Annotated in this window: 22 protein-coding genes; 8 read left to right on the top strand and 14 right to left on the bottom strand. The window is 35.9% G+C overall.

Annotated elements, in window-relative coordinates; translation table 11 throughout:
• Nucleotides 1-11 precede the first annotated feature (11 nt).
• The 8 genes from AC3WV0_RS14725 to flxA form a co-directional block, all read right to left on the bottom strand.
• The gene (locus AC3WV0_RS14725; RefSeq protein WP_488846849.1) at nucleotides 12-1,106 is read right to left on the bottom strand and encodes a hypothetical protein; all 1,095 of its coding nucleotides are present in this window, start codon (nucleotides 1,104-1,106) and stop codon (nucleotides 12-14) included.
• A gap of 225 nt (nucleotides 1,107-1,331) precedes the next feature.
• Nucleotides 1,332-3,125 (bottom strand): C45 family autoproteolytic acyltransferase/hydrolase, encoded by a 1,794-nt coding sequence (locus AC3WV0_RS14720; protein WP_488846848.1) that lies wholly within the window; start codon nucleotides 3,123-3,125, stop codon nucleotides 1,332-1,334.
• On the bottom strand, nucleotides 3,115-4,653 hold the full coding sequence (locus AC3WV0_RS14715; protein ID WP_488846847.1) for a phytoene desaturase family protein: 1,539 nt from the start codon (nucleotides 4,651-4,653) through the stop codon (nucleotides 3,115-3,117). Before AC3WV0_RS14715 ends, AC3WV0_RS14720 begins: the two co-directional genes overlap by 11 nt.
• 196 nt (nucleotides 4,654-4,849) lie before the next feature.
• A complete protein-coding gene (locus tag AC3WV0_RS14710; protein ID WP_488846846.1) occupies nucleotides 4,850-5,734 on the bottom strand; it encodes a lysophospholipid acyltransferase family protein in 885 nt (294 codons plus the stop codon).
• 85 nt (nucleotides 5,735-5,819) lie between these two features.
• Entirely contained in the window at nucleotides 5,820-6,074 is a 255-nt protein-coding gene (locus AC3WV0_RS14705) for an acyl carrier protein (protein ID WP_312902629.1), read from the bottom strand.
• 4 nt (nucleotides 6,075-6,078) lie between these two features.
• Nucleotides 6,079-7,299 (bottom strand): beta-ketoacyl-[acyl-carrier-protein] synthase family protein, encoded by a 1,221-nt coding sequence (locus AC3WV0_RS14700; RefSeq protein ID WP_488846844.1) that lies wholly within the window; start codon nucleotides 7,297-7,299, stop codon nucleotides 6,079-6,081.
• Nucleotides 7,300-7,436: 137 nt separating this feature from the next.
• Nucleotides 7,437-8,168, bottom strand: coding sequence for a flexirubin biosynthesis SDR family reductase FlxB (gene flxB / locus AC3WV0_RS14695; protein WP_488846843.1), 732 nt, complete (start codon nucleotides 8,166-8,168; stop codon nucleotides 7,437-7,439).
• Between the two features lie 75 nt (nucleotides 8,169-8,243).
• Nucleotides 8,244-9,764 (bottom strand): flexirubin biosynthesis tyrosine ammonia-lyase FlxA, encoded by a 1,521-nt coding sequence (flxA, locus tag AC3WV0_RS14690; protein WP_488846842.1) that lies wholly within the window; start codon nucleotides 9,762-9,764, stop codon nucleotides 8,244-8,246.
• 98 nt (nucleotides 9,765-9,862) lie between these two features.
• Between flxA and AC3WV0_RS14685 the strand changes: the two genes are divergently transcribed.
• Nucleotides 9,863-11,107: an NAD(P)/FAD-dependent oxidoreductase gene (locus tag AC3WV0_RS14685; RefSeq protein WP_488846841.1), complete on the top strand. Its 1,245-nt coding sequence runs from the start codon at nucleotides 9,863-9,865 to the stop codon at nucleotides 11,105-11,107.
• Nucleotides 11,108-11,139: 32 nt separating this feature from the next.
• On the opposite strand, the gene AC3WV0_RS14680 is transcribed toward AC3WV0_RS14685, so the two are convergent.
• Nucleotides 11,140-11,739 (bottom strand): hypothetical protein, encoded by a 600-nt coding sequence (locus AC3WV0_RS14680; RefSeq protein WP_488846840.1) that lies wholly within the window; start codon nucleotides 11,737-11,739, stop codon nucleotides 11,140-11,142.
• 63 nt (nucleotides 11,740-11,802) lie between these two features.
• On the bottom strand, nucleotides 11,803-13,095 hold the full coding sequence (flxY, locus tag AC3WV0_RS14675; RefSeq protein WP_488846839.1) for a flexirubin biosynthesis putative acyl-CoA ligase FlxY: 1,293 nt from the start codon (nucleotides 13,093-13,095) through the stop codon (nucleotides 11,803-11,805).
• 533 nt (nucleotides 13,096-13,628) lie between these two features.
• Here flxY and ileS point away from each other — a divergent pair.
• From ileS to trpS, 7 genes are all read left to right on the top strand, one after another.
• Nucleotides 13,629-17,093: an isoleucine--tRNA ligase gene (gene ileS / locus AC3WV0_RS14670; RefSeq protein ID WP_488846837.1), complete on the top strand. Its 3,465-nt coding sequence runs from the start codon at nucleotides 13,629-13,631 to the stop codon at nucleotides 17,091-17,093.
• Nucleotides 17,094-17,153: 60 nt separating this feature from the next.
• The gene (locus AC3WV0_RS14665) at nucleotides 17,154-17,534 is read left to right on the top strand and encodes a TraR/DksA family transcriptional regulator (protein WP_027378898.1); all 381 of its coding nucleotides are present in this window, start codon (nucleotides 17,154-17,156) and stop codon (nucleotides 17,532-17,534) included.
• Between the two features lie 81 nt (nucleotides 17,535-17,615).
• The gene (locus AC3WV0_RS14660; protein WP_488846836.1) at nucleotides 17,616-17,861 is read left to right on the top strand and encodes a DUF6576 domain-containing protein; all 246 of its coding nucleotides are present in this window, start codon (nucleotides 17,616-17,618) and stop codon (nucleotides 17,859-17,861) included.
• A 15-nt stretch (nucleotides 17,862-17,876) separates the two neighbouring features.
• A complete protein-coding gene (locus AC3WV0_RS14655; protein ID WP_488846835.1) occupies nucleotides 17,877-18,068 on the top strand; it encodes a DUF2683 family protein in 192 nt (63 codons plus the stop codon).
• The gene (locus tag AC3WV0_RS14650) at nucleotides 18,068-18,706 is read left to right on the top strand and encodes a lipoprotein signal peptidase (protein ID WP_090000666.1); all 639 of its coding nucleotides are present in this window, start codon (nucleotides 18,068-18,070) and stop codon (nucleotides 18,704-18,706) included. The genes AC3WV0_RS14655 and AC3WV0_RS14650 overlap by 1 nt, the downstream gene beginning before the upstream one ends.
• Nucleotides 18,707-18,721: 15 nt before the next feature.
• On the top strand, nucleotides 18,722-19,366 hold the full coding sequence (locus AC3WV0_RS14645) for a SanA/YdcF family protein (protein ID WP_488846834.1): 645 nt from the start codon (nucleotides 18,722-18,724) through the stop codon (nucleotides 19,364-19,366).
• 248 nt (nucleotides 19,367-19,614) lie between these two features.
• Complete coding sequence (gene trpS, locus AC3WV0_RS14640; protein ID WP_488846833.1) at nucleotides 19,615-20,583, top strand: tryptophan--tRNA ligase; 969 nt, start codon at nucleotides 19,615-19,617, stop codon at nucleotides 20,581-20,583.
• Nucleotides 20,584-20,634: 51 nt separating this feature from the next.
• On the opposite strand, the gene AC3WV0_RS14635 is transcribed toward trpS, so the two are convergent.
• From AC3WV0_RS14635 to metK, 4 genes are all read right to left on the bottom strand, one after another.
• Nucleotides 20,635-21,330: a YjjG family noncanonical pyrimidine nucleotidase gene (locus tag AC3WV0_RS14635; protein WP_488846831.1), complete on the bottom strand. Its 696-nt coding sequence runs from the start codon at nucleotides 21,328-21,330 to the stop codon at nucleotides 20,635-20,637.
• Between the two features lie 201 nt (nucleotides 21,331-21,531).
• Nucleotides 21,532-22,122, bottom strand: a complete 591-nt coding sequence (locus tag AC3WV0_RS14630) for an RNA polymerase sigma factor (protein WP_042720730.1) — start codon at nucleotides 22,120-22,122, stop codon at nucleotides 21,532-21,534.
• 195 nt (nucleotides 22,123-22,317) lie between these two features.
• Complete coding sequence (locus tag AC3WV0_RS14625; RefSeq protein ID WP_488846830.1) at nucleotides 22,318-22,809, bottom strand: hypothetical protein; 492 nt, start codon at nucleotides 22,807-22,809, stop codon at nucleotides 22,318-22,320.
• A gap of 98 nt (nucleotides 22,810-22,907) precedes the next feature.
• Complete coding sequence (gene metK, locus AC3WV0_RS14620; RefSeq protein ID WP_090000660.1) at nucleotides 22,908-24,188, bottom strand: methionine adenosyltransferase; 1,281 nt, start codon at nucleotides 24,186-24,188, stop codon at nucleotides 22,908-22,910.
• Nucleotides 24,189-24,212: the final 24 nt, after the last annotated feature.

Raw genomic sequence — 24,212 nt, 5'->3', positions numbered from 1 at the left:
ATTAATTTATCTTACGGACAAGTTTGATTCAGTGAAGAAATCCATTGTTGTAAAAGTTCAACACCCTCGTCATGTACGATGGTCCTTCCCAGCAGTGGCATTCTGTTATTTTCATTGATAGAGCTCAATCTGAAATGCATCACCGATTTGGCAGGATTTCCGGGTGTAATAATTCTTTCTAAAGTTGGACTAAGTGGCTCATCTGCCGATACACAAACACCCAGTTTGGTCAGGTTTGAGGTCTGGCTGAAACTTAAACGTATTGGCCGGTAGTCACATCTTGCGTTGTCCTGATGACAATGTGCACAGTTGATATCAAGATAAGATCTCAGACGAATATCCAGAGGCTTGCTGGTATCTTTATAGTTCACGGTAGAAGTAATGGTAGAAGGATAACTCTGCAGATAGCCTTCATCTACCAATTTTTGTAATTGATTTTTAATCCCGTTAGGATAATTGTAAGTTACATTTATATTTTGAGGTTTTACACCGATCGGAATAGGTTTATTATCTAATTTATGACAGGCAAGACATTCGGTTTCTGAAGGAATTCTGTAATCGGTAGTAATGATTTCTCCATTCTCTTTTTTAAATGAAATATTTTTAGAGCTTCCGCTTTCAAAATTGCTTCCTGTTACAAGTTCTGCTTCTGTCTGCGCATCATTCCAGAGGTATTCCGCAAAAATCCATCCGGTAGATTTTTTGATCATTAAACGTGTTTCAATGATTTTCGTAGTATTTCCCGGCTGTATCGTACTGTAATAAAAGTTTTTTATAAGAACGGTGCCAACAGGAAAATTTAATATTTTATCATCTGCGTCATAATTTGCCTTCGTACCACCCGGCATCCAGATAAATCTCTTCTTTGAAGCATAATCTGTAAACAGTGAGCTGGCAGGCTCATAAGGGATAACTTTGGTATTGGGTTGAAGATTTTTCAGATCTCCTGTAAAGAACATATACGTTGATAATTTTGCATACGGAACTGCATCAATATTAAAATTAACAAAAGAACTTTCAGTTTCTATGCTTTCGATTTTTTCATCGCTTTTACAGGAAAATATAGTCAGAAAACAAAATAAATACAGCAAGTAGATTTTTCTCATTCATTAACAATTTAAGGAAACGAATATAAATAATAAATCTAATCAAAAACAAATTTTTATCAATAAAATCATAATTATAATTAAAAATACGTAAAATACAATAATTTTTTAGGCATTTAATTTGTTAAAACAAGCTTATAGATTATAAAATAAAAATTCAAACAAAAAGTCAGTTAATAAAAACAACCAAAACAATAATGATATAATTTTAAAATATCATAAAGCTTATTTTAATTTTTTAACTGCTTTATGCAAATATTTTTCTACATTTTTTCTGTCTGGGATCGTAGTGATTTCTTTAGCTAAAGCTGTTTCAAATTCAGTTTTTGCTTTAGAATATTCTTTCTTATTGAAATAATATTTTCCTGCCTGATAATAAACAAGCCAGAAATCCGGATTTAAAGATTGATAATATGGAATAAAATCATCTGTGATAGTTTCTTCTCCATCAACAGCTTTATTTACTTTTGAGCTCATTATTTTGTACTGCTCGTAATTTTTATATTCTTTTGAATCTAAAAAAGGATCCTTCGGAATATTTAATTCAGATTTAGAAAATTTTACGTTATCAGCTTTTTTATCAGAAAAAATTTCATTTAGATCATAACATACAAATTCTCCTAATTGATAAGGGTTAGCAGAAACCCAGATAAGCTTTTTCTGAGGCGAAAAGATCACCGCATGATGTGCCAGCAACTGATTGATTGCTTTTTCGTTACCATATCCAATTTTTTCACCTTTCAGCCCTGATTTATCCCTTAAAATGGCAGCCATTTTATCAGGATTTAGCTTTTTATTTTCCTGTAAAAGTTCCTGCAGCTTTTCGTAACGGTATTCGGAATGACTTTCCAAGATATGCTTCTTGTTTCTTTTATCATTTTGGTAAGCCTCCGATTGGAAATGATTGGTACAAAACACTTTGCTCGTATTTTCAACCTTATACACTCCAAAATTATCCGGAGAAACCTCAATGATTACCGCATTTTTATCATTCGCACTTCCTACCAGAATAGATTCCGAAACGAAAACTTTCCTTTTTTTTGCAATGGCAATCGCTTCGTCAATAGTTGTAGCATACTGCAAAATTTCCCTTGTTACCAGAGAAATAGGTGTTTTAGCCGTTAGCGGGATTTTAGATTTTCCGGCGTTGATTGTAACAGTAATCCCTTCTTTATTCATTCCTGAAACCACTCCGATCATTCCCGGCCATGCGACGGACATATAAGGAATTCCCTCTTCAGGCTCTACAAATTCAACCAATTTGTTTTCTGCGAAATCATCTCCCACATAAAAATCAAAGTTTCTCCCGATCAGCAGCTCTCCGTCTTCTGTATTTTCGTTCCATACTGCCAATGACGTGCAGCCAACCATCATCAGATCCTGCATGGCGTGACCGATATCGTGAGCTCCATGAAGATAGAGGTTGCGGAGATATTTAGGTGCAATAAAGTTATATTCATCCGAGGAATACCGGGACAATCCATAGAGTTCTGCCTGATAGTCTTCCCTTACATTCAGATACATTTTCCGGTTATACCATTTCAGGAAGCCTCTCAACAGATTTTGCTTGAATTTAGAGGGTACAAATCCTTCAACTTTTGAAAAGAAAATTTTTTCCTGCTTCTGCATCAGACTTTGTGTCAACGCTCCATTATTATATCCTAACTGCAATGGGTTTCCTTTAACATACAATTCCCAGAGGCCTTGTCTGTTTTTCGTTAAATAATTTTTTTTAAAACTAAAAGTAGAATCGTTGATTTTTGTAACTTTTGGAATTTCAAGGGAATACTGCTTCACCTCGGGAAGATGATGTATCGATTTTTGGATTCCGCAAGAAGTGAGGTTGAAGATAAAGCTCAGGCTGAAAATAAATAAAATTAAAGATCCATTATTGCGAAAACATTGAATCTTGTCATTCTGACAAAGGAAGAATCTCGACAAAAACAATTGAGATTCTTCACTCCTCTTCGCTTCGTTAAGAATGACAACCCGCATATTTTTTCTTTTATTATTCTTCATTTTTAATTTTATAAATTATATGCATCAAACGTTCATCGACTAATTCTTTTCCTAAAATCTCTGCACAGGTATTGAACGCTCCGATCGTACAACCCAAAATACCATGCATATTAACAGATTGTCCTGTAAGAAATAGATTATCAATTTTTGTTCTTGGAGAAACCATTGTTTTTAATGGATTTTCGGAGCTTTTGCTGTAGCCGTACATATTTCCGTTGAAACTTCCGATGTAATCGCGGTATGACAGCGGTGAAGATGTATAAATCTTTATAATACAATCTCTTAAACCAGGAATTTTCTTTTCTAGGGCATTTATCATTTTTTCTGCTTTCTCTGCTTTAAAAAGATCATATAATTCTCCTCTTTTCTGCTCATCTGCAACCGTATTAAATGTATTTTCCCATTCTTTTACTTCTTCAAAATCCATATAAGAAATGGCAGTAAGACTTTCTGCAAAACCGGGGTAATACTTTGATTCTGTTGAAGAAAGCATGTAAGTTTCCGGCCATTCATTTTTATCATACTGATAGGCATTCCAGATCATTTCTTTAGAGGAAAAATGATAAATATTGTAATTGAAATTACGAACCGTTTTAGGTTTCAGAACAAAATATACACTAAAACATGAGGGTCCGGGCTGCCAACTCAGTATCCGGTTTAAAAATGACTTCTTTAAACGCTCCTCACCAATCAATTTTATTGTTGAACGAATTTCTATATTGGAAATAAACTTTTCTGCAAAATATTCCTTCCCTGCGTTTGTTCTGACACCCGTTAAAATATTATTTTCATTAAAGATAAATTCTGAAACCTCAGCATGTTTGTGAACCTCAGCGCCGTGTTCACGAAGTCTGCGAATGAGCAGTTTTGAGATCTGACTTCCGCCATTTATACATTTGTAAGCACTTTGAATGTAAGAATTGACAGTCAGCGCATGCACATAAAAAGGCACATTTTCCGAATCACCGGCATATAAAAAATTGGATCCTAATAACACAGCCTGTAGTTTCCCGTCCGGGGTAATCGATTCAATAAATCTTTTGGTATTTAAGTGGAGAATTTCTTCGTTGTAATGGTCTTTTCCAACAACATTATACCTCGGAAACTGGCTGCAAACCCGCTGAATTTCTTCACAGTAGTTTTCCAGATTTTCTTTTTCCTCCGGGAAATATACGGATAATTGTTTTACAAAATTTTCATAACCCTGTGCGTGAGGATATTCGGTTTCATCATCTCCGAAAGTAATTTTATCATATCCGTCCTCATCCATCTTCTGCAGCTTCAGTTCATCTATGATATCCAGATAGGAAAAAAACTGGTGAAGATTCTGCCCTTCCGAGAGACCGCCCAAATAGTGAACTCCCGTATCGAAAATCAGCTTATCCCTGGAGAAAGTCTGTAGATTTCCTCCGTATTGGTTATTTTTTTCCAGGACACAGACTTTCCGACCTTCTTTCGCTAAAATAAGAGCTGAAACAAGACCTCCCAATCCGCTGCCGATTACAAGTATGTCAAATTGTTTTTTCAAAGGAGAAGATGGGTTTTCTTTTAAAGCTAAGAATTTAGAATCAATTGTTTTCTGTCATGCTGAAATCATCTCAACATTGTTTTAGATTCCTGCGGAATGACAAACGATGCGGAACAATCATGGCACTTCAAATAATAATTCTAAACCTTAATGTTTGAGTTAAATATTAGTTTTTACGGAAGTAAAAGTAGGAAATTTAATCAATATCATCCCAAAAATCAAAATAATTGAACCATTGAAGCGGATATTTTTTAATCATGGATTCCAGATTTTCAGTGTACGAATTTAAAAGTCCCTGGGCATCGCGCTTTTTCACATTTTGTGCGACTCTTGCATACAAATGATAATGCAGGTTTTTCTCTTTCATCACATATACATATACTACAGGAACACTCAATCTTGAAGCAATGAGAAACGGGCCGGCCGGGAATTTTGCCGTTTTACCCAATAAATTTCCTTCTAAAAATTTAGATCCTTCAAAATAACGGTCGCCGGTGAAACAGATGAGCTCATTTTTGGATAGCGCTTCATTAATTTCGAAGATATGCGACATATCATCTTTTACATAAATGAATTTCACTGTGCTTTTTTTTACGGAAACACTTTCAAGATACTCCTTTATGACCGTCACTTCCTGATCTGTTGTCACTAAATTAATCTGAGCATCAAAATCGATATCGGCAAAAAAATGTTCTGCAATTTCAAAGTTTCCGATATGTGCACTGATAAGCACACCGCCTTTTTTTTCTGCTAGAAGATTCCTGAGATTTTCAATTCCATCGAATTCGTAGGTATATTTTTCTCTCAAACCAGCTGAAATTGCGGTTTTGTCGATAAGAACCTTTCCAAAAGTAAAATAACTTTTAAATACAGAAATTTTAGCTTTCCAGAAACTATAGTGCAGTCTTTTTGTAAAGTAATATGAAATATACCGGTTACTCTTTTTTTCAAAAATAAAATAATAGGCCGCTACGAAATAAAGCACAACATATGAACTTCGGATTCCAATATTTCTAATACACCAGACGAATATTCTGTAGCCCAGAATCGTCCCTTTAGATTTACCTTTCCACTTGTTCATAACATTAATTTAGCAATGTATCATTCTAACAATGTAACAATATTTAACATTGATAAATTACAGATTGATGTATTGTTAGATTATTTTATGCGTTTTTTTCAATGATTTTATTTTCAATAGTCGTATAAAAATCATCAAACGTGACCATTTTCTTAAAATCTGCCTCGCCTAATTTTACCCCGAAATTGGATTCGATCACGACTACCATATCGATATAATCTAAGCTGTCTAAGCCCAGTGTTGTTTTCAGATTTGCATCATTGCTGATCTCATCGCCGTCCACTTCGAATTCATTGACTAAAAAGTCGTTGACGATCGCAACAATTTTTTCCCTTTCCATGTTTTTAATTAAATTTTTTAACGATTAATGCGGAATTGGTTCCCCCAAATCCGAAAGAATTCGACAAAAATACGTCAATTTTTTGACTTTTTGTTTCAGCGATCAAATTTATCTTTTTTGCTTCATCGTCAGGATTTTCCAGATTAATATTCGGTGCGATAAAATCATTCTGCATCATCAGAATAGAATAAATAACCTCACTGGCTCCTGCCATCCAGCATTCATGGCCTGTCATTGATTTTGTAGAGCTCACCGGAACTTCATTACCAAAGATTTCATAAATCGCTTTTGCTTCATTGGCATCGCCGATTGGCGTAGAAGTCGCGTGTGCATTAATATAATCAATCTCTTTTGCCATTAAGCCTGACTGTTTCAAAGCTCTGTCCATTGCCAAAGCCGGGCCGTCAACATTCGGTGTTGAAATATGGCCACCGTTTGAAGAAAAACCATAACCAACGATCTCTGCAATAATATTGGCGCCTCTTTTCTGTGCAGATTCAAGACTTTCAACAATTAAGGTTGCTGCGCCTCCGCTTGGAATCAAACCGTCTCTCCCGGAATCGAAGGGCCGTGAAGCTTTGGTAGGCTCATCTTCTCTTACAGAAAAAACGCCCAGTCCGTCAAAGCTTGCCATGGAATATTTGTTGGTTTCCTGCGCCCCTCCACAAACGATCATATCCTGAAAACCGTTTTTAATCATCATGAAAGCCAGTCCTAAAGAATGAGAACCGCTCGCACATGCCGCACTGATGGTCAAATTGATTCCTCTCAATTTAAAAATGGTGGAAAGATTCATCGTTACGGTAGAGTTCATGGATTTGAAAATCGCTCCTGAACCCATTAAAGTAGTGTCTTTTTTCTCTCTTGCAATGTCTATGGATTCAACAACTGCCTGAGAAACACTGTCGTTTCCGTATAAAATTCCGACTTCATGCTGGTCTAAAAATTCCTGGTCGATATTTGCCTGCTTTAAAGCATCAAGTGTTGCAACGTATGCATATTCGCTTTCCTCGCCCATGCTTACACGCTGTCTGCGGCTCAAAAGATTCTTTAAATCCGGCCTTGGAACCACACCCGTTAATCCGGATCTGAAACCAAACTCTTTTCTTTCATCCACTAAATAAATACCGGATTTTCCCTGAAATAAAGATTCTTTCACCTCTTCCAAAGAAGTTCCGATGCAGGAATAAATTCCCATTCCGGTAATGACAACCCTATTTTCCATGTTAAAAAATGTAACAGTTTATCAATTTAACAGTGTAACAATTCAAGTTTTGTGACCATAATATATTCTGTCATTCTGAACGAAGTGAAGAATCTCACTATTTTGGTACATTGTTAAATTATTACATTGCTAAATTATTATGAGTAGATTCCTCCGTTAATATTAATCACTTCACCGGTAATGTACGATGATTTTTTTGAAGCTAAAAATGCAACCAGATCAGCAACTTCTTCTGCTTCACCAAATCTGTTGGCAGGAATCATCGCCTTTAATTCATCTTCATTGAATTCCTGGGTCATATCTGTTTTAATGAATCCCGGCGCTACCGCATTTACGGTAATATTTCTTTTTGCCACTTCCTGTGCCAACGCTTTTGTCGCACCGACCAAAGCCCCTTTTGCCGCAGAATAATTGGTCTGTCCTGCTGTTCCCTTTACTCCGGAAACAGAAACCATATTGATGATTCTGCCGTATTTATTACGCAACAGTTTTTGAATAAAGAAATTGGTCACGTTGAAAAAACCATTTAAACTGGTGTTAATCACAGCGTTCCAGTCTTCACTCGGCATCCACATGAACAATCCGTCTCTGGTAATTCCGGCATTGTTTACAATAACCTCAACAACTGCTTTTGGATTATTTTCCTGCCACTCTGCTAAAACTTTTTGGGTTTCTTCTGCATTTCCTACATCAAATTTCAGGATCTCGCCTGTAGAGCCCAAATCTTCAACTTTAGCCAACGTTTCCTTTGCTGCTGCTTCATTTGAAGTATAATTTATCAGAATATGATAATTTTTTTCTTCTGCCAGTTTTATACAGATTGCCCTTCCAATTCCCCTAGAGCCACCTGTGATGATTGCACATTTCATGTGTTGCGTTATATGTTAGTTTTTGTTTTTAATTAATTTTATATTATTTAAAAGACAACTGATTTCAGTTAAAAATTACATGGTCTTTAAATATTTTTTTACTTCTTCCAGATACGGATACATCACCATATCATTGGAAAATACCGGAATAATGCTTCTTATTTCGTCATACAATTCCTTCGTTGCGGTCGAAACTTTATCCTGAAAACCAAGATATTCAATCGCCTGAACAATGGTAATCGCTTCAATCGTCAGTACTTCAAAAGCATTTTCAATAACCTTCCTGCAAATTACGGCTGCATTTGTCCCCATGCTTACAATATCCTGATTATCATTGTTATTAGGAATACTGTGAACATACATGGAATTTGACAGCATCTGACTTTCGGCCGTCGTAGAAGTTGCCGTAAACTGAACACCCTGCATCCCAAAATTAAAGCCTAATTTACCCAAATTTACAAAAGGCGGTAAAATTTCATTGATTTTAGAATTTAAAAGATAATTCAATTGCCTTTCTGCCAACATTGTCAGTTTGGTAACAACGATTTTCAGTTTATCCATTTCTAAAGAAATATAATCTCCGTGAAAGTTTCCTCCGTGATAAACATGCTGATCTTCAACATTAATAATCGGATTATCATTCGCTGAATTGATCTCATTCTCCAACACTTTTTCCGTATACTCAAGCGTATCTAAAACAGGTCCTAAAATCTGCGGAACGCATCGTAAAGAGTAATATTCCTGAACTTTTTCTTTGAAAACTTTTTCCTGCTCTTCAAAATGGGTATATAAATGATCTGCTCTTTTTCTGATTAATTTGCTATCAGATAAATGAGCACGCATTTTTTCTGCAATTTTCTGCTGTCCTGCGTGAAGTTTTGTTCCATTTAAAACTTCCGACAAATGATCATCATACGCCTGAACAATTTCATTAATAGCACATGATAATTTAACAGAAATATCAGTTAGTTGATTGGCTTTATGAGCATTAACAACACCAATTCCTGACATCACAGAAGTTCCGTTCATTAGAGCCAGGCCTTCACGTATTTCAACATGGATCGGTTCTAAACCTTCAATTTCGAAAACTTCTTTGGTCGGTTTTCTTTCACCTTTATAAAAAACTTCACCTTCACCGATTAAAACCAAAGCCAGGTGAGCCAATTGTACCAAATCTCCGCTTGCTCCGACACCCCCGTGCTCGAAAATCAATGGCGTAATATCTCTGTTTATTAACTCTTTAAGTAATTCCACAACAGAATGATGCACTCCCGATTTCCCCAGAGACAATGTATTCAATCGTGCCAGCATACAAGCTTTTGCCTCGTCAGCCGGAAGCGGATTTCCCATACCGGAAGAATGGCTTCTGATCAGATTATACTGAAGCTGATGGGTATCTTCATCACTGATTTTGAACTGTGCCATCGGTCCAAAGCCGGTATTCACACCATATATTACTTTATTCTTTGAAAACTCTTTCAAAAACTGAAAACTTTCATCCACTCTGGTAAGAAGCGTTTCATCCAGTTCAATTTTTTCTTTTTCAATAATGACTTTTTTAAAGTCTTTCAGTTCTAAAAAGCTATTTATTTTCATTAATTAAAAGTAATAATATGATAATTTTGTTATTATTAATTAATTGTCATTAATTTTGCGGCAAAGATAGAAGTTATTTATAAAATAAAAAATCAAAGATGAGCAAAGAGTTTGTTGACGTACTTGTAATCGGCGCCGGCCCGTCCGGATGCGTATCTTCTTCATACTTAAAGAAGAACAACGTCAACGTAAAAGTTGTTGAAAAGACGAAATTTCCGAGACTGGTTGTCGGGGAAAGCCTTATTCCGCGTGTAATGGATCATTTTGATGAAGCAGGATTATTTCCTGCGCTTGATAAAATGGGTTTTGAAAAGAAACTGGGAGCACGTTTTTTAAGAGGCGATGAAGTCTGCATTTTTGATTTCAGTAATAAATTCGGAGAAGGCTGGGACTGGACCTGGCAGGTTCCCAGAGCAGATTTTGACGATGTTCTTGCTCAGGAAGTGATCAGAAAAGGAATTGATCTTGAATTTGAAACGGAAGTCATCGGCATTGAATTCAACGGGACAGATTCTGTGACTACCGTAAAAAACAAAAACGGAGAAACAAAAGAAATACACGCTAAATTCGTGATTGATTCCAGTGGTTACGGAAGAGTGTTGCCCAGACTTTTAGATTTAGAAAAACCTTCAAAATTATCTCCCCACTCCGCCATTTTTTCTCACGTAAAAGATATCAACCGAGAAGAAGGAACGGAAGGAACTTTAATTTCTTTTGACATTATTGAAACAGAAGTCTGGCTTTGGGTCATTCCTTTTTCCAACGGAAATACGAGCGTGGGGATAGTTGGCCCGACTGAATTCATTGATAAGCTATCTGAAAATGGTGATACTGCAGAGGCGCTGAGAAAAGCCATTTCACTTTCGGACTATTATGTAAAACGTTTTGGTGATGTAGATTTTCTTTTTGAACCAAAGCATTTGAAAGATTACTCCTGCTCAGTAAAAAGTCTTTTTGGAGATGGTTTTGCCTTAACGGGAAATGCTTCAGAATTTCTTGATCCCGTTTTTTCTTCGGGGATGGCTTTTGCAACAGAATCAGGAATGCTGGCAGCAAAATTAGCCTTAAGACAACTGAACGGCGAAAAAATCGACTGGCAAAAAGAATATTCGGACTACATTTTATACGGCGTTGATGTTTTCACAACCTATGTAAAAGAATGGTACACCGGAAATCTCCAGGAATTATTTTTTCATCAACCGGAAAATCCAGATGTAAAGAGAAAAATCTGTGCAGTACTCGCAGGTTATGTATGGGACAAAAAAAATACTTTTGTAAGAATACATGATACTGCGATAAAAAATCTCGCAGAATTTATTAAAAAAGAAAAAGAACAAGCATAAAAATCCGCTTCCTTAAACGGGAGCGGATTGTTTTATTTTATTTTCTTTTCTATCATATGAGCCAATGTTTTTGCCGTTTTTGCGTATCCTTCAGAGATCCTGTCATTATTATTCGGTAATCCTACGAAATTGTCACCGGGAGCATTTTTACTTTCGATCTCTAACAAAACATTAGATGGATCTGTTTTGTCTACGAATTTTAAAACAGTACTCAGTTTTGATGGCTGATTCATTACACCAGCAAACCATCCTGGATAAATCCATACGGTTTCTACTAACAAGGTATATTTTGCAGATGGATTGTCCACTGAAGTTCTAATATCTGTATTTTTATTCATAGAAGCCAGAAACTTATCTACAAATTGAGTATTTTTAGAATATTCCCAATCCTTCTTCCATACTTCAAATTCTTCAGGGCTTTTATTGGCTTTCTGAATATCTTTTTCCTGCTTGGCAATATATGCAGCCTCATCCATATTTTCTTTATAAAATTTAATATGACTGTAATCCATCTGCAAATTCAGTTCCTTCTCTCCTTTAAGAAAGTCGAAATTTCCGGAAATAACTTTCATTTTTTGTGCATATACCACACCAGTTAAAAAGATCAAAAAGACCAATAGTAATTTTTTCATAGTTTATAAATTTATTTTTAAAGTTTATTTTTTGAATTAATTTGTATTATAAAATGTATTAGTTTACCGTAAATCTATAAATGTTATCGGCTTCCTGCTGTTCGGATTGAAAACAATTTTAGACAAAACATCAAATTCAACAATTTCAATTTTTGGGCTTACCCTTAATTTTGCACGGAAATGATCTCTTACCTCATTTACAAAATTTTCCGAATCGCTGTCGGTGCTGATTTTAATGATAATTTCATCCAAACCGATTTCATTCGCCTGAATAACGATTTGATAACACAAAATATTGTTGAAATCATTCAGAATATCGTTCATTGCCGGCGGATACAACGTGGTTCCTTTATATTTGATCATCTGCTGTTTTCTTCCGATCACAGGCCCGAGTCTCATCGTATTTCTTCCGCACGCACAAGGCTCATAATGTGCTTTTACAATATCTCCTGTTTTGAATCTTAATAAAGGGATCGCTTCAACACCTAATGTTGTAATTGTTAATTCTCCACTTTCGCCTTCCTTAACCAAATTTCCATCGTCGTCAAGAATTTCTGTAATGATGAGTTCCGGATGCTGATGGCCGCCAATCTGCTCCTCGCATTCTGTGAAAGCTGTGCTCATTTCCGTGGAAGCATACGTTGAGAACAATTTAATATTCCATTTTTCTTTAATTTTCTGCGATAAAATATTATCGGTAAAATCCTGATTTTTAATACTTTCTCCAATACAAACAGCACCGTAAACACTGGAATTTTTATAATCGATTCCGTGTTTTTCGGCATAGTCGATCATTTTCAATAAAAAAGACGGAACGGTAATTAAATATTTTGGCTTATATCTAAAAATCGAATCCCATTGCAATTCCGGAATTCCTGGCCCCATTCTTACGACGCTGGCACCCATTTTTCTTAATCCTAAAAAATAAGCCAGTCCGGCCATGAACCGTTTATCGATCGTTGTAATCATCTGTACCACATCTCCTTTTTGAATTCCGGCACAGGCAAAGGAAATGGCTTCGTTATAAGCTAATCTTTCCAGGTCTTTATCTGATAACCCGAAAGTTACAGGATCTCCCAACGTCCCTGAAGTCGTGCTGTAATCCACAATTTTATCGGGTGTGATACAGAAAAAATCGTCATTATTCTGCTGAATATCGTTTTTTGTCGTTGTCGGGATTTTCTGCAGATCTTCCAGTGTCTGAATATCAGCGATCTTGATATTGTTTACTTTAAATAATCTTTGGTAAAAAGGAGAGTGAGTTTCAAGATAAACCAAAAGTTCCCGAAGTTTTTGCTCCTGAAACTTTTTTATTTCCTGAATGTCTGCTCTTTCGATGGATGGATAGAATTCCAATGGTTGTTATTTTTAGAGGACAAATTTATTTAAAATTAAAAGATTGAATGATTAAAAAATTTAAAAATTAAATTCCGTTATGAATTTCAGAGATGATGTAAACGCAAAGATTTAGTTATTGTAATGTTGATTCAAGATGGGCAAAGGCAAATAAATTTGCTGCGCGAAACGTGAAAACAAAGCTTCATCAAATCAGATTGTTGATTAGCTCTTTGCCTCTTAAAATATGTAGAAATTCAAATAGTTCGCATTTAAATCTAAAGGAAAAATAAGTTTGGGTTAAAACCAATGCGCGCGGTTACAATCTAAAAGCGGGCTAAAGCCCGCTCCTATTGATACAGAGATTTCCATATTCGTTTCTGCTTAAAATTGACCCTAAATATTGACTTATTCACTACTGACCATTCACCATTCTTCTATATTTCTGAAACAGAACTTTTTCATTGGAAATATCAAAATAAAACATATATTATAAACCGGTAAATTTTAGTAAATTTGCCAACTTAATTAATCAACGATATTGATATATTACAATGAGCCAATTTAAAGAGTACAAAAACCTCAACCTTATTGACGTAGCCGAGAACATCGCAGAATTCTGGAAACAGAACAAAACTTTCAATAAAAGTGTTGAGATTCGTGAGGGGCAACCTGAGTTTGTTTTTTATGAAGGTCCGCCTTCCGCAAACGGTATGCCCGGAATTCACCACGTAATGGCCAGAGCGTTGAAGGATATTTTCTGTCGTTATCAGACCCAGAACGGAAAGCAGGTTTTCCGTAAAGCGGGTTGGGACACGCACGGACTTCCGGTAGAGCTTGGTGTGGAAAAAGAATTAGGAATCACTAAAGAAGACATTGGCAATAAAATTTCAATTGAAGATTACAATAAAGCGTGCCGTGAAGCAGTAATGCGTTACACAGACGTTTGGAACAACCTTACCGAAAAAATTGGTTACTGGGTTGATCTTGACGATCCGTATATCACGTACAAATCAAAATATATGGAGACCGTTTGGTGGCTGTTGAAACAATTGTACGATAAAGGATTATTGTACAAAGGCTACACGATTCAGCCTTATTCTCCGAAAGCAGGAACCGGACTTTCTTCTCATGAAGTGAACCAGCCGGGCGCTTACCGTGATGTTTCTGACACCACGGTGGTGGCACAGTTTAAAACATTGCCTGAAACGTTACCTTCATTTTTACAAGGTTTTGGGGATGTACATTTCCTGGCATGGACGACAACTCCGTGGACGTTGCCTTCCAATACAGCGTTGACAGTAGGACCGAAAATCGATTATGTTTTAGTTAAAACTTTCAATCAATATACTTTTGAGCCGGTAAATGTTGTTTTGGCTAAAGCTTTAATTGGGAAACAGTTTGCAAAAAAATACTGTGAAGGTACAGAAGAAGATTTCGCAAATTACACTTCAGAAAGTAAAGTTATTCCTTATCAGATTTTAGCCGAATTTAAAGGTTCTGATTTGGTTGGAATTAAATATGAGCAGCTTTTACCTTATGCACTTCCGCATCAAAATCCGGAAAATGCTTTTAGAGTAATTTCAGGAAACTTCGTAACAACGGAAGATGGTACAGGTATCGTTCATACAGCGCCTACTTTCGGTGCTGATGATGCGAAAGTGGCTAAAGAAGCGACTCCTGAAGTTCCGCCAATGCTTGTTCTGGATAAAAACGGAAATCCTGTTCCACTGGTAGATTTACAGGGAAGATTTTTACCACAAGTAAGCGATGAAATATACGGTTTTGCGAATGAATATGTAAAAGGAGAATACCTTAGTGAAGCAGAAAAAGATGCGGAATTGAAAATTCAGAAGGAAAATCTCAAGTCGATCATTTCAGATCTGAAAACTTATCTTTCTGTTGACGAAAGAATTGCTTTAAAATTAAGAAAAGAAAACAAGGCTTTCAAAGTAGAAAAATACGTCCACTCGTATCCGCACAGCTGGAGAACAGATGAGCCTTTATTATATTATCCGTTGGATTCATGGTTTGTAAAAATGACCGCCGTGAAAGACAGACTGGTAGATTTAAACAAAGAAATCAACTGGAAGCCAAAAGCAACTGGAGAAGGCCGTTTCGCCAACTGGCTCGAAAATGTAAACGACTGGAATCTTTCCCGTTCAAGATATTGGGGAATTCCGTTGCCAATCTGGAGAACAGATGCGGGCTCAGGACAAATTGAAGAAAAAATCATTGGTTCTGTAGAAGAATTATACAACGAGATCGAAAAATCTGTTGAAGCAGGATTGATGAAAGAAAATCCGTTCAAAGGTTTTATCATCGGAAATATGTCTGAATCCAATTACGAACTTGTTGACCTACATAAAAATGTAGTTGATAAGGTCATCTTAGTTTCAGATTCGGGAAGACCAATGAAACGCGAAAGTGACCTGATTGACGTATGGTTTGATTCTGGTGCTATGCCGTATGCACAGCTGCATTATCCTTTTGAAAATAAAGAATTAATTGATACAAATAAGGCATTCCCTGCGGATTTCATTGCGGAAGGTGTTGACCAGACTCGTGGTTGGTTCTATACACTTCATGCGATCGCAACGGCAGTTTTTGATTCGGTGGCTTATAAAAACGTCATGAGTAACGGACTTGTTTTGGATAAAAACGGTCAGAAAATGTCAAAACGTTTAGGTAATGCTGTAGATCCGTTTGAAACACTTGCTGTTTACGGTCCGGATGCAACACGTTGGTATATGATATCGAACGCAAATCCTTGGGAAAACCTAAAATTTGACATCGAAGGAATTGATGAAGTGAGAAGAAAATTCTTCGGAACACTTTATAACACCTATTCATTCTTTGCCTTGTATGCGAATGTTGACGGATTCAATTATTCTGAAAAAGAAATTGAAAACAGACCGGAAATCGATCGATGGATTTTGTCTGAATTAAATTTATTAATCAAAGAAGTTAAAGCTTTCTACGAAGATTACGAGCCGACAAAAGTGGCCAGAGCTATCAATACTTTTGTGAATGATAATCTATCAAACTGGTATGTAAGGTTATGCAGAAGACGTTTCTGGAAGGGTGATTATTCTGAAGATAAAATTTCAGCCTACCAGACTTTATATACTTGTCTTGAAACGGTTGCTAAATTATCTGCGCCTATCGCTCCTTTCTTTATGGATCAATTATACCAGGATTTAAATAAAGTAACAGGAAAAGAAACTGCAGAATCTATTCACTTAACGGATTTCCCTGTCGCTAATGAACGTCTTATCGATCAGGATTTGGTTGAAAAAACGCATTTGGCACAGAATATTACAAGTATGGTTTTCTCGTTGAGAAAGAAAGAAAATGTAAAAGTTCGTCAACCGTTACAGAAAGTTCTAATTCCGGTTTTGGATTCAAAAACAGAAGAGCAGATTTCTGCGGTTTCTGAATTGATCAAACAGGAAGTAAACGTTAAAGAAATTCAGTTAATTAATGCAGAAGAAGCGGCGCATCTTATTGTAAAACAGATAAAACCGAATTTCAAAGCGTTAGGTCCTAAATTAGGAAAAGACATGAAAATGGTTGGTGGAGAAATTTCCAATTTTGATGCTGAACAGATTTCTACGCTTGAAAAAGAAGGAAAATTAGACATCCAAGGTTATGAAATTACGATTGAAGATGTTGAAATTTCTACAAAAGACATCCCGGGATGGACGGTAACTTCCGACGGTAAAACGACTGTGGCACTAGATTTGAAGCTAACAGATGAGTTAAAATCTGAAGGGATTGCAAGAGAATTTATCAACAGAATTCAGAATCTTAGAAAAGATAAAGATTTTGAGCTGACCGACAGGATAAATATCTTTATTGAAGAAAATTCTCCGTTTATCAATGACATCAAGAAAAATGAAGAATATATTTCATCGGAGGTCTTGTCAGATAAAATAGAAATTGTATCTTCACTTTCAAATTTTAACGAAATCGAAATAGATGAGGTTAATTTTAAGATAAATGTTGAAAAAAATTAACATATAGTTATTGTTTTTCAAATTCCATTTCATAATTTTATTAAAAAAGAGAAAATGATTATGTCAGACGAAAGAGTAAGATACAGTGATGCAGATTTGCAAGAATTTAAAGCCATCATTAAGGAAAAAATAGAAAAAGCAGAAAATGATCTTAAACTGATTAGAGAAAGTTTCATTAATGATCAGAACAATGGTACCGATGATACTTCACCGACGTTTAAGGCGTTTGAAGAAGGTGCTGAAACGCTGAGCAAGGAACAAAATTCTATTTTAGCAGGAAGACAGGAAAAATTCGTCCGTGATCTTAAGAACGCTCTGATAAGAATTGAAAACAAAACGTACGGTGTTTGCAGAGTCACAGGAAAACTGATTCCTAAAGAAAGACTTTTGGCTGTTCCTCATGCTACGCTGAGCATTGAAGCGAAAAATATGCAGAAATAACCGAAAGGTTTATCAAATAAATTTGGGTTTATATTGTATTTTTGACAAATACTTTATAAACCTAATTTTTAGTATATATCCATGAGCGAATTGGTAATTGTAATCATTATTGTAATAGCCATTCTGGTTTTTTTCAACAGAGACCGGATCAGGGACAGATTTTTCCCTGACAAACACCGAAACTATACGATAGATGATCAGTTTAATTCTGATAAACGCGAGAGGGAAAAAGAAATCGACAGGCTTTTAAGCAAAATGGGCAAAAACGGAATTAACGATCTGTCACCAAAAGAAAGAAAAAGGCTTGATGAGCTGTCCAAAAAATAACTTAAACTTAAAAAAGTGGAATCCATTATTGTACACACTAAAAATGCAATGGAACTGAACGCACTGAAAAGCGTTTTAAAAGAAATGAACATTAAGTTCGAGAAATTCCATACCAAGAATACGCATCACAATCAGAAAACGATCAAGAAAATCGTTGACAAGAAAAACGAAAAGATAGGAAAACTTTCAAAACCAAAAGGACTGTAATGAAAAAGATAGTATTTGTCACTTTTCTTATTTTACTGATTGATCAGATATCAAAAATCTACGTAAAAACACATTTTGAGCTTAATGACAGTATTTCCGTATTTCCGGGGTTTCGGCTTACTTTTGTAGAAAATCCGGGAATGGCGTACGGTCTTCATTTCGGAGGCGTAATTGGTAAATATTTCCTGGTTATTGTAAGAATTTTCCTGATTGGCGGAATGATCTATTTATTCAAAAAATGGTTACAACGTGGAGAATCTAACTACCTTCTGATCCCGATGGCGATGATCTTTGCAGGAGCGATCGGAAATCTGATTGACGGAATGTTCTACGGCTTAATTTTCGACAGCGGTACCGTATATGATCAAAGTATTGACCGATGGATAGGCTACGGCGGTATTTCCCATTTTACAAATTTCGGTGAGGGTTATTCTACTTTTATGAAAGGCTGCGTGGTTGACATGCTCCATTTTCCCCTTGTAGACTGGAATGTCCCTGAAAGCTGGCCTTTGATCGGAGGAAAACATATTGAATTTTTTAAGTATATTTTTAATGTTGCCGACTCAGCGATTACGGTGGGCGCCGCATTATTATTGATTTTCAGAAAAAAAGCTTTCCCGAACGGGTTGGAATTTTAAAGAATCTTACACCGGATGAAAAAATTAGTTAAAAACGTATTTAAATTTTTCCTGCTTCTTTTTGTGGCAGGAATTATTTTTATAGCCTGGGCAAATTACAGCATTAAAGTAAGCAGCGATCCTTACATTTCTTATGAGACTGCAGATCTTCCGGCAGCCAAAACAGCACTTCTGCTGGGAACCAGTAAAACACTCAACAACGGTTTTCCAAATGTCTATTTCTATAACAGAATTTATGCTGCTGTAGAATTGTATAGAAGTGGAAAAATACAGTATATCATTGTAAGCGGTGACAACAGCAGAAAAGATTATAATGAGCCTGAAGATATGCAATTTGCCTTAATGGAACGCGGAATTCCAAAGGATAGAATTTTTCTGGATTTTGCCGGTTTCAGAACATTGGATTCCGTTGTGAGAGCAAAAGAAATATTCGGCCAAAAGAAAATAATTATTGTTTCCCAAAAGTTTCATAATGAAAGAGCCGTATTTCTGGCCAGGCAAAACGGAATGGAAGCCTTTGGCTACAATGCATTAGATGTAAATCAATATGCAGGTTTCAAAACCAATATGAGAGAATACTTGGCTAAGGCAAAAGCTTATTGGGATTTGATTTTTGGTGTTAAGCCTAAGTTTGGAGGAGAGAAAGTCCTTATTCCGTAATTTTTCTAGCGTGATTTTTTCATGCAAGTTTTTAAATTCAAGTGAGCAAAGAACAAATCAACAAGTTGATTTGATGAAGTAGTGTTTCAAGCTTTGCGAAGTAAATATATTTACCTTTGCTCTCTGATATTAAAATTACACTCTTAAAACCTTACGATTAATAAATTTAAACTTACTTTAGACTACTCTATCTTTTAGAGAATTAATTAAATTTGCAATTCATTAATTTTAAATATAAATTTTAAACAATGTCAAGAATTCTTACCGGCATTCAAGCCACCGGAACACCACACTTGGGAAACCTTTTGGGTGCAATTATTCCTGCAATTGAGCTATCAAAACAGGAAGGAAATGAATCATTTTTATTCATAGCAAATCTTCACTCTTTAACGCAGATTAAAGATGCAAAAGAGCTTAAACAAAATACCTACGAAATTGCTGCGGCTTGGCTTGCTTGTGGGCTGGATACCGAAAAAACCTACTTCTACAGACAGAGTGACATCCCTGAAACCTGTGAACTTTCTTGGCATTTATCATGTTTTTTTCCGTATCAGAGACTGACTTTAGCGCATTCATTTAAAGATAAGGCAGACCGGTTACAGGACGTTAACGCAGGTTTATTTACCTATCCTATCTTAATGGCCGCAGATATTTTGTTGTATGATGCTGAAATCGTACCTGTTGGAAAAGATCAGCTACAGCATCTGGAAATTGCCCGTGATGTAGCTTCCAGATTTAATAACCAAATGGGTGAAGTTTTTGTTTTGCCTCAATCTGAGCTCCAGGAAAACACAAAGTATGTTCCCGGAATCGACGGCCACAAAATGTCCAAATCGAGAGGAAATATCATCAATATTTTCTTACCTGAAAAAGAACTAAAAAAACAGGTCATGAGCATCGAAACCGATTCCAAATCGCTGGAGGAACCAAAAGATCCTGAAACAGATAAGGTATTTGCTATTTATCAATTAATTGCAACCCCTGAGCAAACAGAAGAATTGAGAGCAAAATATCTCGCCGGAAACTTCGGTTATGGCCATGCAAAAAAGGAACTCCTGGATTTAATTTTAACAAGATTCGAAAAGGAAAGAGAACTGTTCTCTTACTATATGAACAATCTTGAGGAACTGGAAGCAAAACTTCAGGAAGGAGCATCCAAAACGAGAGTGATTGCTACTCAGACAATGAAGAGGGTGAGAGAAAGTTTGGGATTTTAATATTTTGAACCTGATATAGTTTCGGCGGCACCTTTGGTGCCGCCGAAACTTTTATAAATACTCTTTTATCTGCAAAAGATGGGTAATCACCTTCAATCCGTCTTCTTCCCTGTTTTCGTGCAGAACATTAAAGAAAATTACGTCCATCCCGAAATTCTGCGCCCCAATAATATCCGCTATCCAGTCATCTCCTATCAGAATACTTTCATCTTTTGATGCATCTGCAATCTTCAAAGAATATTCAAAAATTTCAGGACGTGGTTTTCTGACACCCACCGTATCTGCACTGGTAATAGTCTGGAAATATTTATCAATTCCTGACAAAATGCACTTTCTTTCTGTAACTTCTTTAAAACCGTTGGAAATAATATGCAATGTGTAATTTTTAGCTTTAAGATACTCTAAAATATAGATTGTTCCTTCTACAAGCTCATTATGATTAAGAATTTTATCCAGAAAATGTTCTTCAAAATATATTGACAGTTGTTCATCATCAACATTAAAATGTCTGAAGGTATCATAAAAACGGTGCTTTCTCAAATATTCTTTATCAATAATTCCATCCCGGATATCTTCCCAAAGTTTCTCGTTAATTTCATGATAAACGGCATGAAACTGTTCAAAATCGATGTTATGTTTTAATGTAATTTCTTCTTTTTCAAAAAGGTCTTTAATCGTTAAATAGGCATTGCGACGATGATCCCAAAGTGTATTGTCGAGATCAAAAAAAATGTGCTGAATTTTCATACAGCACAAAATTAATTTTAATTTTTGGAAATCGGATAATTCTTGTTCTTGGTTTTTACAACCCCAAGATTCTTCGAAAAATTGAGCAAAAACTCAATCGTTTGTTTTTTTGGTTTCAAAGTTTTCACTTTTAAGGAATCATTTTTTCTCATAGGCGATTAAATGTTTTTCCTTAAAACGAGAATTTTCCGAAATTATTATCTATCGTGTCAAGACAATATGATTTTCTTCCATGATTTTTCTCAGGTTGATGAGTGCATACCGCACCCTTCCCAAAGTCGTATTGATACTCATATCGGTATGATCAGCAATTTCTTTAAAACTCAGCCCGTCAAAAAATCTTAATTTAATCACTTCCTGCTGATTTTCAGGCAGAAATTGAAGCATTCGCAAAAGATCTTCCTGAATTTGATTAGTAACCAGTTGATCTTCAATATTTTCGGAAGGTTCTTTCAAAAGGTCAAAAATAGAATATTCATCAGTTTCAAAAGTTGTTTCCGAAACCTTGATATTCTTTGCCTTTGCTCTGAAATGATCGATAATAAGATTGTGAGCGATCCTTTTTGCCCACAGAATGAATTTTCCTTCTTCGTTATAACGTCCTTCTTTCAGCATAACGATAATTTTCATGAATGTATCCTGAAAAACATCATTTGCCAGATCTTCATCATTAATTTTGTAAAAAATGAATGTAAACAGTTCTCTTTGATGGCGGTGAATAAGGGTAGACAACGCCTCTTCGTCTCCTTTTTGATAAAGGGAAATTAGTAAACTATCCGATTTTGATTTCATAACTCTTCTCAATACTATTTATGCTGATTATATACATTCCAGATTTTTTACCTGGCTTCAGCTGTAAATACAAAACAATTCTTCAGAGTAAAGTCTAATCAATAGGCGGATACAATTTTTAATGATGTAAATATAATGATTTTTTAATAACTGTTAACCTATTATTAAATTTTTAAGAGAAAAATTTAAAAAAAATCATTTAAACATGTCGTGAATGAATACAGTAGGGATATTTAGTGTAAAATTAATATTCAGCCCTTTCAATTCTTTGCCGTTAATTCCGCTATTTCCTACTGGAAAAGCGTAGCCACCTGTGAGATCAAGCATCCCGAAAAAAGTAAAACCGACTTTTGGAGCAACATATTTGTTGGTTCCCTCAGCGCCGATTAAAAAATAATAAGAATGATAAAAATCCACATCCTTTTGGAAGTTCAGTAAAACATCAGCAGAAACTTTCGGCATGATTGCAAATTTGGAATTTGCAGAACCCATTAATGCAGAAGCGCCGAGCCTGTAGATCACATCATCATTTTTCAGAAAAAGCAGTTTTCCTCCCACATCACCGAAACTCTGGTTTTGATAAGTGTATCCCACGGTTATCATTTTATGCACAGTAAGCTGCGCCTTTGTAAAAATACCAAAGAAAAATATAGAAAGGATCGTGATTGCAAATCTGGTGTTTATCATTTTAATTTATTTAATCGTAAAATTAAAAAAAACTGCTTTACCGGAAAGATAAAGCAGCGTTTATTATGAAACGTTTTAGTTTATTGTAAATTTAAAAATTAAATTCCGAAAGAAGCCTTAATCTCCTCCACTTTATCTAATTTCTCCCAGGTAAAGAATTCCAAGCCGGTAAGTGTAAGCTCATTTTTCTGCCCTTTATTGAACGTTTTATCAGCTACATAATGTTCTTTTCCCATATGTCCGTAAGAAGCTGTTTCCTGATAAATAGGATTTCTCAGTTTCAGGTTCTGCTCAATCGCGTAAGGTCTAAGGTCAAATATTTCAGAAACTTTTTTTGCAATGTCTCCGTCATGGAGGTCAACTTTCGCTGTTCCATATGTATTGATGTATAAGCCGCAAGGCTCAGCCACACCAATTGCATACGACACCTGAACCAAAACTTCATCTGCAACACCGGCAGCTACTAAATTTTTAGCAATATGTCTTGTTGCATACGCAGCACTTCTGTCAACTTTTGAAGGATCTTTTCCGGAGAAAGCACCACCACCGTGAGCACCTTTTCCACCGTACGTATCAACGATGATTTTTCTTCCTGTAAGACCTGTATCTCCGTGAGGACCACCAATGACAAATTTCCCGGTAGGATTGATGTGATATTTGATCTGATCATTAAACAACGCTTTAATTTCATCAGACTGCAAAGCTACTACTCTCGGGATCAGAATATTTTTGATGTCTTCTCTGATTTTGTTCAGCATCTCTTCTTCAGATCCGAAATCATCATGCTGGGTAGAAACTACGATAGAATCAATTCTGATTGGTTTATGATCATCCGAATATTCAATTGTCACCTGGCTTTTTGCATCCGGACGAAGATATTTAATCTCAGAATCTTCTCTTCTGATCGCGGAAAGCTCTTTAAGAATAGTATGTGCAAGGTCAAGTGCCAAAGGCATATAATTGGCCGTTTCATTGGTAGCGTAGCCGAACATCATCCCCTGATCTCCTGCTCCCTGAGCATTCGCCTTTGCTTCAAAAGATTCGTCTTCTACCGCTCTGTCAACTCCCTGGTTGATATCCGGTGACTGCTCATGAATCGCTGAGATCACGCCACAAGAATCACCATTAAACATATATTCACCTTTCGTATATCCAATCCCGTTGATTACTTCTCTTGCAATAGTCTGCACATCAAGATAAGCATCCGATTTTACTTCACCTGCAAGTACTACCTGCCCCGTTGTAACAAGTGTTTCACAAGCTACTTTCGAAGATTTATCGTATGCTAAAAAGTGATCTATTAATGCATCAGAGATCTGATCGGCAATTTTATCCGGATGTCCTTCTGAAACGGATTCAGACGTAAATAAATAAGACATATTATTCTATTTGTTTAAAGATTA

Source organism: Chryseobacterium sp. 27AL (genome assembly GCF_057815395.1).
This window is presented reverse-complemented; position numbering and strand designations above follow the sequence as displayed.

Coding starts and splice junctions, on each gene's coding strand:
- AC3WV0_RS14725 (WP_488846849.1), bottom strand. CDS start 1,106: ATGAGAAAAATCTACTTGCTGTATTTATTTTGTTTTCTGACTATATTT.
- AC3WV0_RS14720 (WP_488846848.1), bottom strand. CDS start 3,125: ATGAAGAATAATAAAAGAAAAAATATGCGGGTTGTCATTCTTAACGAA.
- AC3WV0_RS14710 (WP_488846846.1), bottom strand. CDS start 5,734: ATGAACAAGTGGAAAGGTAAATCTAAAGGGACGATTCTGGGCTACAGA.
- AC3WV0_RS14705 (WP_312902629.1), bottom strand. CDS start 6,074: ATGGAAAGGGAAAAAATTGTTGCGATCGTCAACGACTTTTTAGTCAAT.
- AC3WV0_RS14700 (WP_488846844.1), bottom strand. CDS start 7,299: ATGGAAAATAGGGTTGTCATTACCGGAATGGGAATTTATTCCTGCATC.
- flxB (WP_488846843.1), bottom strand. CDS start 8,168: ATGAAATGTGCAATCATCACAGGTGGCTCTAGGGGAATTGGAAGGGCA.
- flxA (WP_488846842.1), bottom strand. CDS start 9,764: ATGAAAATAAATAGCTTTTTAGAACTGAAAGACTTTAAAAAAGTCATT.
- AC3WV0_RS14685 (WP_488846841.1), top strand. CDS start 9,863: ATGAGCAAAGAGTTTGTTGACGTACTTGTAATCGGCGCCGGCCCGTCC.
- AC3WV0_RS14680 (WP_488846840.1), bottom strand. CDS start 11,739: ATGAAAAAATTACTATTGGTCTTTTTGATCTTTTTAACTGGTGTGGTA.
- ileS (WP_488846837.1), top strand. CDS start 13,629: ATGAGCCAATTTAAAGAGTACAAAAACCTCAACCTTATTGACGTAGCC.
- AC3WV0_RS14665 (WP_027378898.1), top strand. CDS start 17,154: ATGTCAGACGAAAGAGTAAGATACAGTGATGCAGATTTGCAAGAATTT.
- AC3WV0_RS14660 (WP_488846836.1), top strand. CDS start 17,616: ATGAGCGAATTGGTAATTGTAATCATTATTGTAATAGCCATTCTGGTT.
- AC3WV0_RS14650 (WP_090000666.1), top strand. CDS start 18,068: ATGAAAAAGATAGTATTTGTCACTTTTCTTATTTTACTGATTGATCAG.
- AC3WV0_RS14645 (WP_488846834.1), top strand. CDS start 18,722: ATGAAAAAATTAGTTAAAAACGTATTTAAATTTTTCCTGCTTCTTTTT.
- trpS (WP_488846833.1), top strand. CDS start 19,615: ATGTCAAGAATTCTTACCGGCATTCAAGCCACCGGAACACCACACTTG.
- AC3WV0_RS14635 (WP_488846831.1), bottom strand. CDS start 21,330: ATGAAAATTCAGCACATTTTTTTTGATCTCGACAATACACTTTGGGAT.
- AC3WV0_RS14630 (WP_042720730.1), bottom strand. CDS start 22,122: ATGAAATCAAAATCGGATAGTTTACTAATTTCCCTTTATCAAAAAGGA.
- AC3WV0_RS14625 (WP_488846830.1), bottom strand. CDS start 22,809: ATGATAAACACCAGATTTGCAATCACGATCCTTTCTATATTTTTCTTT.
- metK (WP_090000660.1), bottom strand. CDS start 24,188: ATGTCTTATTTATTTACGTCTGAATCCGTTTCAGAAGGACATCCGGAT.